Source organism: Pedobacter gandavensis (assembly GCF_032678465.1).
Taxonomy (GTDB): Bacteria; Bacteroidota; Bacteroidia; order Sphingobacteriales; family Sphingobacteriaceae; genus Pedobacter; species Pedobacter gandavensis_B.
This window is the reverse complement of record NZ_JAVTSK010000001.1, coordinates 397,451-410,135: the sequence shown is the minus strand read 5'-3', so window position 1 is coordinate 410,135 and position 12,685 is coordinate 397,451. Positions and strand designations below refer to the sequence as shown.

General features: G+C 38.4%; 5 protein-coding genes. 3 read left to right on the top strand and 2 right to left on the bottom strand.

Going from position 1 to position 12,685, the window contains the following annotated elements:
- Positions 1-49: 49 nt before the first annotated feature.
- Positions 50-1,594, bottom strand: a complete 1,545-nt coding sequence (locus R2Q94_RS01695) for a RagB/SusD family nutrient uptake outer membrane protein (protein WP_316819695.1) — start codon at positions 1,592-1,594, stop codon at positions 50-52.
- Positions 1,595-1,622: 28 nt separating this feature from the next.
- Positions 1,623-4,595, bottom strand: a complete 2,973-nt coding sequence (locus R2Q94_RS01690; protein ID WP_316819694.1) for a SusC/RagA family TonB-linked outer membrane protein — start codon at positions 4,593-4,595, stop codon at positions 1,623-1,625.
- Positions 4,596-7,093: 2,498 nt separating this feature from the next.
- On the opposite strand from R2Q94_RS01690, the gene R2Q94_RS01685 reads away from it, so the two are divergent.
- From R2Q94_RS01685 to R2Q94_RS01675, 3 genes are all read left to right on the top strand, one after another.
- The gene (locus R2Q94_RS01685) at positions 7,094-7,510 is read left to right on the top strand and encodes a helix-turn-helix domain-containing protein (RefSeq protein WP_316819693.1); all 417 of its coding nucleotides are present in this window, start codon (positions 7,094-7,096) and stop codon (positions 7,508-7,510) included.
- Entirely contained in the window at positions 7,511-8,629 is a 1,119-nt protein-coding gene (locus R2Q94_RS01680) for an AraC family transcriptional regulator (RefSeq protein WP_316819692.1), read from the top strand.
- A gap of 290 nt (positions 8,630-8,919) precedes the next feature.
- Positions 8,920-12,666 carry a DUF11 domain-containing protein gene (locus tag R2Q94_RS01675; protein ID WP_316819691.1) on the top strand — a complete coding sequence of 1,249 codons (3,747 nt, stop codon included), beginning with the start codon at positions 8,920-8,922 and terminating at the stop codon, positions 12,664-12,666.
- Positions 12,667-12,685 lie beyond the last annotated feature (19 nt).

Genomic DNA, 12,685 nt, shown 5'->3' with positions numbered 1-12,685 from the left:
ATTTTTGTAAAAATTAAAATTGACACTCATCATCATTTAATTGTGAACTTTACTTCCAGTAACTATTTTGACTTAACCTACTGTTTGCATTGAGCACCTCTTTCGCTATTGGCCAATAGATTCCTTTTTGAGCGATTAAAGCATTAAAGACTGGGTTATTATTTTTGATTTTATGGTAACGAACCTGGTCATACCATCTCCATCCTTCTCCCATTAGTTCTCTTCTACGTTCATCAAAAATTTCCTTAATTAAATCTGATCCAGGGACATCTGCGAATCCACTCACCCCCCTGTTTTTCTTAACTGTATTTAATAGGATGATTGCATCCTGACGTTGGCCTATTACAGCTAAAGCTTCTGCACGTAATAGCGCGAGCTCTTCTAATCTGGTGAATAAAATACTTGAGCTATAAATGGCAAAATCACCATTGGTAGATCCTCCTCTCAGCACTTTAATCTTGCTAAACACCGGGGTTTCACCGCTATAGTTGACAAAATAATTGGTTCTGGAAAGGCCAGAGATCGTATCCAAACCAAAACGCTGATCATTTAAATCTGTGAACACTGAAGTAATCGTATCTTTTGATACATATAGATCTGGTGTTTGCTTGGTAATCAAGGGAGCAGCCAACACCAATTGCTCAATATGTCCATTTGCAGTCGACTCACCATAAATGTCGTTAAAACCAAAACCGATCACCTGTTTAAAAGACTGTCCGTTAAAGAGTCCGTCAGCGCTTGTTAATTCAGTGGTAGTCGAATAATCCACACCTGCTTTGGCATAATTCTTCATGATGAAATCGGTATAAACCGCGGCATCAATATAATGCGACTGCCATGCTGAAATATGTGCTAAAACTGCGTAAGCGGAAATTTTAGTAAATAAAGCACCCCTCCAGCGTTCGAATGTATACCCATAATATGGGCCAGGCAATTCTTCATTTCCATCGGCACCATATACGTAAGGCAGATCTTTTACAGCAGCCATTAATTCTGATTCTGCATAAGCCAGGACTTTGGATTGATCAGTAGTGGGTTTCATTTCAAAACTTCCATCATGAGAAGAAGTAATCAAAGGAACATCTCCCCAGATTCTTACCATGTAGAAATAGATAAAAGCTCTCAGCGCTCTTGCCTGAGCCACATCAACTTTATTATTCGTTTCTGTATAACGAATATCTGCTTTCACTACCTCTGGGGAACGTTCAATGAATAGACTTGCATTATTGATGACTGCATAAAAGCTTCTCCAATTCATGATATTTTGAAGTAGTGGATAAGAGGCATTTAACTCCCCTTTCACAATCGCTTTCAAATCGGTCTTTTTTGTGGCATTAAAATCACCATTTCTGAACTCTCCCCACAACCAATGCGCATTGTTGTTCGCCAAAGCTGCACGGGTAAGGCCATAAGTTGCCATTAATCCAGCTCTGGTATCTTGAATGCTCTTCCAATGCTCGCTTTCTTTCGCCAGTCTGGTAGATTCAACATCCAATACTTTCTTGCATGATACACTCAGGCCCATTACCGCAGCCGTTAATAAAATTCCAAGAACTTTATTAACCTGAATGTTTCTATTTACAAAAGATATCATATACAATATTTTTTTTATTTGTGAAAACTTATAAATCTAACTTGATGCCCAAGGTGTAGGTTCTTGGAATTGGTAAGCCATAGCTATTGTATATTCCGTTATACTCAATCAATTCTGGGTCACTTCCAGAGAAAGAGGTCACAGTCAACAGGTTATTTCCTGTCACATATACATAAGCCTTTTTAATGGTAGATCCCATCTTCTTCATAAAACCGGCTTTTGTAAAATCGTAACCGAATGAAAGGGTTCTTAACTTTGCATAGGAAGCATTTTCAAGGAATAAATCCTGATCAAGGCGATATGGGACAACACTGCTCCAAGGGTTATAAACAGGATATTTTGTCAAATCAGCATCGGTCTGCCAAGAAAAGATCTCTCTGATAGAATTGATATCATTTGCTGATTCCCTGTTGATGAAATCAAATTGAGATGCAGCTGTTTGATTTAACGCTTTCTGTCCAATGGCATAAATGATATTAACATTCAGGTTGAATTTACCATAACGGAAATCATTTGACCATCCCCCACTCAGCTTAGGCATTGAATTTCCCGCAAGAATTTTATCATCGCTATTGATAATAAAATCGCCATTGTTGTCTTTCCATTTAGGATCGCCGGCTTTCATCATTGTTCCTTCAAAGGTCATGCGACGATTTGTAGAGGGATCAACTGGAATTTCATCATTAGAATTATAGATTCCCTGATTTTGGTAAACATAAAAACGATCGATTGCCTCACCAACTTTCAGTTTTCTATCCCCCAAAACCAATTCATTCAATCCATTTGGTAAAGCCGTTAATTTATTACGGTTAACATTGAAATTTAAACCCGACTCCCAATTTAATCCTTCAACGCTTTTAATGATGCTGGCCTGAAGGCTAAAATCAATACCTGTATTTCTTACCGCCATTCCACTTGCAAAAGAATTTGAATAACCAGTTTCTGATGGTACAGGTACATTCAATAACATTCTTTTATCATCTTTTCTATATAATGCCAGGTTGGCATAAAGTCTGTTTTTTAATAAGGCTGCATTGAAACCAAGGTTCAGCTGATCAGTATAAGCCCATTTCAGATTGTAGCCAATCCATCCTGAAGTATAAGGTCTTGAAATTGCACCAACACCATTGTACCCAGGAATTGTTGGCTCAGAATCCCAACCAATTTCTACACGATATTGCGGTCCGGCTGCAAAACGATCATCTGTGAAAGGTTTTCCGATTCTTGACCAGGAAACATTCATTTGCAACTCATCAAATAGGTTATTGTTTTTTAAGAATTGGTTCTTAAGGTTCCATTTTCCACTAAAGGCTGGGGCTATGAACCAACGGTTCCCTGGTTGTGCATTAGATGAACCATCATCTCTAATTAGCGCAGTAAAAGTCAGTAAGTCTTTATAATCATACTTCGCTGTTCCATATAATGAGAACAAACTGTATTTTTCCTGATCAATATATCTGTAAACCAAATAACTTACCGGAACCAGATAGTTTGATTTTTGATCATTCCCTTCTACAACGTTTATCTTTATAAAATCATTAGGTCCATTATAAGCATTTGCATAATTGTATTTATGCGTATCACCTTGAATAGATTGCCCCAATGCAAAGAACAACTTGTGGTTTTTATTAAGCTCTTTCGTATAATTCAATGCATTATTGAAAACTATTCTTTCGTTATATCCGAAATAATTAGAAACATAATTATTTCCTTCCATTAATGTTCTAGGATAGAAAACGTCTCTAGTACCTTGATTATAATCAAAATAAAGGCTGGTCACGAAAGAAAATGGATTCAGATCGACCTTTAGGGATACATTAGCTTGAAGCGCTGTAGTTCTATTGTCGTCGATGGCTTTATCATACTCAGTTAAAAAGGATTTATAAACATCCGCATTTGGTGAAATGGGATTATATAAATCTGGAATATACCTGGTTTCTGCAAAACGATCACGAAGGTTACGGTTCCTATTACGATCTAATCGAGTCGCATTCACGGCACTCGAAACTGTAAGCCAGGAGAAAGGCAACATATTAATCTGGAAAGAAGACAGGTAACGGTTTAAGCTGGTTTCATCAGCATTTCCAGCACTGGTAGTTGCAGAACCAAAAAAACGGAAATTAGCTCTTTCAGATCCGCCGGTTAAGCCCAGGTCAACAGAATGAATTGGTGTAGTTTTATAATAAGTGTCATTCCATCTCGCAGGACCATAATAATTGACATTTGTGGAATCTCTTAAATATCCCACATAGTTCAAATAGTCATCTGAACTCGCATATTTTTGATAGAAAGGTTTACGAAATCTATTCTCGTATTCTGCATTGACTGGCGTGATGTTACTTGCCTGAACCATTCCAAAATAACTGTTTATACTCAGCTGTCTTCTACCTGATTCTGCAGCCTTTGTGGTGATCCAAATGGCTCCATTCACCGCATTAGGCCCTAATTTTGCCAATGAAGCAGGATCTTTGATCACCTCAATGGCGCTTATATTATTAATATCTATTCCCGCCAATAAGTTTGTTGCAGGCCCCAGACGGTTAAAATCATATTTCTGAATATCATAAACAAAGGAACCCTCCTGTATCATGGGAACCCCGTTTACATACACCATTGGCTGCTGCTTAAAAATATCATTTTTGTTGAATAAGGGAGCTGATAATCCACGTACCAGCATACTTTGCTCTGATCCTGGCTCTCCACTTGTTTCCTGAACATACAATCCAGGAACATTCCCTTTGAGCATTTGTTGTAAAGTCAGATTCGGACTAAGTGAAGACCTCCTGATATTTAAAGAGTCGTTACTCCCTTTTGACACCACCTGGTTATTCACTCTGGAAACCGGAATAATCTTTGAAGTATCAGGAACAGTGTCTTGTCTGAGAAGCACGCTGTAATTGAAAGTGGCAGTACAGTAAGTTACCGCATGTACCTTTGTAACTCCCAAAGGAGACAATAAAGCAACATAAGTAAGAACTGCAATAATTCGGACAATTTTCATTCGCATTAATTGTTTGAAGGTTAGCTTTGTTAATTATTTGTTTCCCATAAGCTTATGCTTATTTAGTTGCCTAAATTTTAAACATAGCTGTCCATAGACGACAACTGCTTATAGTTGTTGAGTGGATTACTTAATTAAAAAACATGCTGTTAAATAATAAATGTCATAGGGAGGTCCTATGATAAGAGAACTTATTATCTAAAGTTGATAATTGAATAATCAGATTGCTTTATTTATAAAATGGTGCTTAGATCCTGATAAAACAATTGAAGTTCAATTTTTGAAGAAAAGTAGAAGTTGTGGTCATAGTTTATTGGTTTAGGTGTTGGTTTTGGTTAGTTATAACATATTTTGTTAAATGTCTTTTTCATGGCCATTCCTATGGCTATCCCAATGTTGCAAAATAATTTATTTTGGTGGTTGATCAACACTACGGGATTATGTATTACTTATTGACAGCAATTTAGGATAATATAATCGCGACTTTTTGGCGAATGACAGCGCAAACGTTTGACTAAGGCTTTTTTATCGCTCATAAATTTAAAATCCAAACAAAAACACAATTAAATTTCAAATAGTTGCCTGTTGTTTAATTAATTTTAAAATAAAAAGCAGAATTAACTTCAAAAATGCAAATGGTAAAAACTTATTAACCGAACGATTATTTACAAAAATTTAGACTTCTTATTATTCTTAGGGTAAACACGCTCCGCTTTCTCTCAGCAAAAAATCAACAACAAAAACATTAATAACTGAAAAACAACAGGTTACAAACAAAGAATCAGTACATATATTCGGCTAATCAAGCAAAATTGGATCAGCTTTTAAGTCCGAAATAATACAACACAGGGCATTTTCGATTAGAAAGATTCTAATTTCTTCTTTACACAAACGTTTGCACTCCTGAACAATTTGTCAAAATATTGCGTTTCTATACTTTTTTGACACATTTCATACATTTCCTTGAAGAAAATAGAATGATAAACAAGTACTCAGCGCCATTATTTACTCAAAATCGCGGGTCTTTTTCATTTTTAACTGAAATGATTTTAGAATGATTTTAAAAAAACATTAGGATGCTTGTGCTTTTTTTTATGGAAAAAGACAAGAATTTCAAAGCCTCAATTGCTCCATCAAATTAAGGCTTCATATTTCCTCCAACTGACTGTTATTTCTCCCTTTCAAAACAGAAAAATAATTGAGTAATTATTAGGGTAGCGTTAGGAAAGTGTTCGGGAAGAGATGCGGGTTCCCTTAGGGTTCAGTAGGAGTTCAGAAAGAGTTGCCGTAGAGTTGACTTAGGGTTTAACTAACTGAACTCCTACCGAACTCCTAGTCAACCCCTACCAAACCTAAGCCCCTTCCCAGATCATCCGCTCCCACATCTCATTAAAAAAAAGGATAAAAGCGGCTGAAAAATGGTAGCCATTAAAACTGATAATCCTTGAGGGCAATTCGTCACCCCAACGCTCTTTTTTGAAATTATAGGGAATCTACATCCTGTTGGAAAGTTGAAATGATGTTAAAGATCCAACTGTAGTAAACCGCTAATAATCGCAGATATATTGAAAATCATAACTGAAGTGAAACCGGATTTCTATAAATAAAGCTGGTACAGAATTAATGGAAAAATTCTGGCAAATTACCTCCTTAACTTAAATTACCGTAAAATAGTTGAATCTGTACTACTAAAATAATTCTCGTCGGGAAATGAGCGTTCATTTTGCGCAACACCAAGTTTTTTTTGCGTTAAAATTTCCACTTTATCTTTTTAGTATTTAGGAGATTACTGGATTTCCAATTCTGATTTTGAATTATTGATTTTGTTTTTTATTTCTTTATTTTAGCACAAAAACATTTAAAAATACTTCATGTCCGCATTTAACGCTCTCTCAAACGTAACTGCAGAAAGTACAACCAAAACGTTCCGACGGCTCATATGGTTTGTATTTTTGTTGTCTTTCATTGTTCTTTTAGATTGCTTTGACTACAACTTTTTTGATCATAAATCTATCACTCAGCTCTGGAATCCACTTGGCCTATTATTTGGCCCGGCAATATACCTTGGGGCTAAAATCTTAACAGGAAAACGAAAGCTTAATTTAGGAAAGCACCTCTTTCCATTTTTTATCATCTCAATCGTATATATTGCAGCTATTTCCAGGTCCAACCATCATAGCCCTCCTCTGAGCGAACAAATTTTCTTTTACCACTATTTTTATTTGCTTATCCCGGTATCCCTCTGGTATTATGGCTTTTCCGTCGTAAAAACCTTATATCGTTTAAATTATGAAACCCAGAGTAAAGAGGTTGAACTCTTAAGTATCACCGCCATTATCTATATTATTTTAGGCGTTATTTATTCCCTTATTTTCTTCTTTCTTGGAGTTTTTAAATTAAATATAGGACTCGATTCTCGCTTAATGGCTTACATTCTTTTATTGGTGTCTTGCCTCTTTAATATGAGGTATTTGTACCATAGCCTTAGCGGACCAAAGATGACTGAGCATACAATGGTTGTCCACAATAACAGTTATTCCAATTCAACACTAAAGTTTGATGTCGCACAACGCTATCAGCAGCAAATCCTCGAACTTTTTGAACAAACAGAAATATACCTGAGATCTGACATCTCTGTCGACTTATTATCTAAAGAATTAGGCATTCCTAAACACGCTTTCTCCCAGATTTTTAATGTATACCTTAAGAAAAACTTCTACAGTTTTGTTGCGGATTACCGCATCTTATATGCCATTAACAAGATAGAGTTAAATAGAGGAATATTGACATTGGAGTCGCTGGCTTATGAATCAGGCTTTAATTCCAGAACTTCCTTTAACCATTATTTCAAAAAACATACCGGACTTACCCCAAATGAGTACCAGTTAAATAATTATAAATCTGCTATTGCTTAAATGATCGCGACAAAATCTGCCGTTTTTCCCATACTTCCATTTATATTGCTATTGGTTTGCCTACTCTGTGTTATTAATCTTTATCTGGGATTTAAACAGAATAAAAAGGATGCTTTTGGGAATGTAGTTAATGCATTAATGTGCTTCCTGTTTCTAAACGCCGCCTATGTATGGGTAATAGAATGCTTTTTTATAAAACAAGCCTGGCTAAATCCAATGTTTCCTTTTATATTTCTGTATGGGCCATTCTATTATTTTGGGCTTTCAACACTCAAGGGAATTGAGCTTTCTTTTAAAACACTCCTAATCCATACCATTCCATTTTTAGGCTTTCTTTTAGTCTTTATCATATTCGTGTTTAATGATTGGCACAAGGATCAATTAAAATATGAAAGTTACACCAACTATAAATTAGGACTTGCAGTGCTCTCACTCATGGTTTATTGCTTTTATGGATTTCAAAGTAAAATCAATAGTGCCGTAAAATTAAATGACCAACGTATCATTATGTTGTTCTCCAGAGTGATGCTGTTTTTTCTTTTCTTAATCCATTTGGCAGTTTTTATATCAGGAAAACTTGTGGTTCAAACTGAACAAAGTTTTTATTCCTGCCGCATATTAATTTATTGCTGCATGTTGGTGGTTACTGCGTTGATTTTTGTATACCAAACGGTCCCTCGTTTATCTCCAGGTAGCCCTGAACAAGATAAAGATCCCATGTCTTTGAACATGAAGGAACCTATCGCTAAATATAAAAAATCTGTTTTAAATGAATTACAGCTGGATACTTATGAAGTGATTCTGAAGGAGGCCATGAAGCATAGGGAATTGTTCTTGAATCAGGAACTTTCATTAAATGAACTCGCCCTTGAAATAAAAATTCCTTCTCATCATTTGACCCAGCTTTTGAGCACAAGATTTCAGCTTACTTTTCATCATTACATCAATCATTCAAGGGTTTTGTATGCCTGTAGATTGATGGAAACTCCTTCTGGCAGGAAAATGACGCTGGAAGAGCTTGGGAGTTTGAGCGGTTTTAACTCTAAAGTTTCATTCAACAGGCATTTCAAACTATGGACTGGCCGTACCCCTTCTGAATTCCGAAAAGACCTGATTTAGTTCCGGTTACAGCTGCCGCAGCATATTTCATCCACGTGGGGAATCGTTCAGCTCACTTGGATGAAACAAATTTGATCTATTCTAACAGGATATTTACAGCCGAAATATTCTGCGTTTTCTTCATAACGCTCTAGGAAGGATAATACTATTTAGGGATGATCAACTGGTATAAAAAAATGTGCAAGGCACCATGTCAACACTTTGCTGTTGTACAGGGCCCCGGCATAAAATCTAATGTTTTAAGTTTTTTGAAATGTGCTTCTTCAATCATTGGAGCAAAACAGCTTGCTTTGGTATTGCTGTTTTCTTTCCTATTTACAGTTAGTTTTGCACAAAATATTGTAGACAATACACCAGGCGCGGTGAAATCATTTGTAGTGCCTGCAGGTGTAACAAAAATCATTGTACAAACCTGGGGTGCTGGCGGTAGTGGCGGGAGCCCAATATCAGCCTCCGGAAATTTTGGTGGCGGCGGCGGTGGCGGGGGTGCCTATGCTGCAAAAATTATTACTGTAACTTCAGGAAGCACTTATTATTATAAGGTTGGTGCAGGAGCTGCTGCTGGTAGTTCGACCAGCGGTGAGTCATCATGGTTTAGCCCTAATAATACAGGAACACTTCCGATCGCCAGTGCAAATGGTGGAAGTAGTGCAGGTAATGCTTCTAGTGGAGCATTTGGAGCAGTTCCTGGAACTACCTCAACAGGCGGAATTGTTGGTACAGTATATGCCGGTGGAAATGGCGGGAATTCAACGAGTACCAGAACCGGTCATGGAGGATCTTCAGGTGGGGGAACAGCTGATGGTGTTGCTGGTGGGACCGGAATTACTGCAGCACTTGCTGGATCAGGATCTGGCCAGGGAGCCAATGGACATGCCGCTCTCAATACCAAAGGAAATGATGGCGCTGCTCCTGGAGGAGGAGGTAGCGGAGGAACACAAGGCTTCAATGGCGGTGCAGGTGGAAACGGACAGGTCTCCATCTCCTGGGGATCACATGGTTCCGGATCCAGAGATCTTTTTCCTGCCGGACAACTTCCTACTGCAACCAGCACCAGAGCAGCCTTAATGAGTGCAAAAAAAGGATTTTATCCTTCAGCTTATCAATTTATTAATCGGGGAATACAAAAGGTATATGCTATAAAAGGGGAGCGACTATATTTAGGTTCCAGTGCTCAAGGTTATTTAAATGGTCAAATCAAGGTTTATAAGCCCTCAAATACACAAAGGGATAGCGATGATGGCATTGTTAAAGTCAACAATGGCGCTTCTCTTCTTAATGAAAGTACGATTGGAAGGATTACGAACCGTACTCAGGAGCTTTTAGGTCCGAATATCAATGGTACAGTACCCGGTGGATATACTCCTTTTGAAATTGATGTTGATGAAACAGGGGTTTGGGAAATTCATTTTATATCACCAGCTGGAGCCAATTATGCAGGAACCGGTGCACCAGCCGGTGGTAATCAGGTATTGGTCAGTGCCAACTGGACGCAAAGCTCAGCAAATGATGTTGCGGCGATTGTGGCATGGGACGTTACTGTTGCCGCTAAAAACATTCCAATACCGGGTAGGGTGTATCAAAATGTATTTAACACTTATAGTACAACTACGGTTGCAAATGGTTTTTATGGGAAGTTTTACATCTTGACAGAAGATGGCTATCCTTATCTTGTAGACAACAATGGGATGCAGGGAGTTGCCTTTACCTTCTTTGTAAACAACAGAGGCTTTACAACAGGTGCTAATGGAACTGGGATAAGAACTTATAAGAGTTTAAACAGCTCTACGAATCCAAATGTAAAGGATCCAAATGAAGCTGACGATGTAGCTGGGGCTAATCAAAATATCACACATAAAATTTTTTATGGTAAACCCGGTACAGACTTACCAGTCTCCGCCAAATACAAAGGAGAAGATACCTGGCTAAAAATTCAACCGCCAAGTACTCCTCAAGCAGTTAATGTCACCTTTGAAGGGGTTGAGGGTAATGCCGGCTATGCGAGTTCGAAAGGTGGTTACATTAAATTTGAGTCCAACATTGGAGGAACATATCGTATAACCGTTCCAGGAAATCCCCCTTCTTATTACCCCAGGGTATTAGTTGGGCCTATGGTTGCCGGCGCAAATGCTGTGTATTGGGATGGAAAATCTGGAAAGCAAACGGATCCATTGACTGCCGACATCGCAATGCCTCCGGGAAGCACAATTAGTAATTTAAAGGTGCAAGTATTTGGAGCAGAGGTTCACTTCCCGTTCCTGGATGTAGAAGTCAATCCCAATGGTATTCGTATCCAGCAGTTGGATAAGGATAAATATGATGTATTAGCCGGAGTCGATAAAGATGTAGTGTACTGGAATGATAAAGACATCACTAGAACCAGTGATAATAATGGTGGTGATGGAGTTTCACCTGATGGTTATAACGCTGCAATTGGTGTTGGTTTAGGAACTTCAGGAGTGAGCAGTCTTACCAATGGACACAAGTGGGGTATGACCGGTGGATCAGCCACTAATGCTTATGGTAATAATCGCGCACTGGATACCTATTCTTTTGTAGCGGGTCCGGAAACAAATGAAGGCATTAATGTAACCATCCTGGAGGCAAACCTGGAAGTAGCCAATTTCAAATCCGATCACTTGGTGTCAACTCCAATAAATGTTGGAGATGAATGGAAATATACGGTTGATGTCAAAAATAGCGGCCCAATAGCGATTCTATCCAACTCGAATCCGGCAAATGGCCCGATTAAAATGCCTGCAAAATTTCGTTTATACCTACCTGCAGGATTGACAATAGATCCTTTAGCGCCTGAATTTACTTCTCCTAATAATGTAACTATAGTGGGTACGCCAACTTTTACCCCATCAACAGGAAACAGTACAGGAGGTATCTATGAGGCAGAATTAAATATGCCTGTTGGCGGTACTGCTAATTTCATTCTTCCGGTAAAAGTCACAGGGGTAGTTAAACAAACTGGAAATGGAGATATCAATGCCTACGCTACTATTTTAAGACCGGCGGATTTTAGTGATCCAGATGCCACAAATGGGGCAATTCTTCAACCAGGTGATCCTTTCTATAACGAAAGTCTAAGCCCAATCGATCCTTTCTATGAAGCAAAAGGAATAGAGAAGCCATTCAGTACCGCCATTTATACCAATCCGGTAGGTGTAGTACTTACGGGGACCAATAATATTAGACGCAACAGTCTGTCCAATATGAAAGCAGACTTAAGAATTGTAAAAACTGCAAAACAGTCGGCAAGCGGGAATGGGGTTGGTTCATTTACGATTGAAGTGACAAACTTAGGAACAAGTGAAGCTACCGGAGTTCTGGTTACTGATGTCCTTTCTTCCCGTTATACCTATACGAGTTCCAGTGCCTCTGCCGGAACAGTCGGCTATTCTACTCCAGGAGCCGCAGCAGGAACGCTAACATGGAGCATTGCTGAACTTGCAGTGAATGAATCAGCAACCCTAACTTTTAATACCACAAATTTGGGTGCAACAAACCGATCTAATACCGCTACAGTTACAGCAGATCAATTCGATCCAATATTAGCCAACAACAGCTCTACAATTGATCCTGGAAGTACAGTATCCCCAACAACTGATCTCGAAATTGTGAAAACGGTAAATGGGTCAGCTACAGCAACAGCTGGAGTCGGTTCCACTGTCACATTTACCATCACCGTAAAGAAAAAAAGTGGAAGTAATGTAAGCAATGTGCTTGCTCGTGACATTTTACCATCAGGATTTACATTGACGAGCGCAACAGCAAGTCAGGGTACTTATGTTGCAGGGACAGGGGTATGGAATATCGGAGCAATAAATGATACTGGAAACAGAACACTTACGATTAACGCAGTCGTCAAAGCTCCTACAGGTACTCCAGGAGAATATACCAACGTTGCGCTGATCACAAGTACAGGCAACCTTGATGATGATCCTTTAAATAATACCTCATCTGCGAGCATAACCATCGGCTCACAATTCATTACCAATCCAATGATTTATCAAAGGATCATAAAATAGATAAAAAAACAACCATATA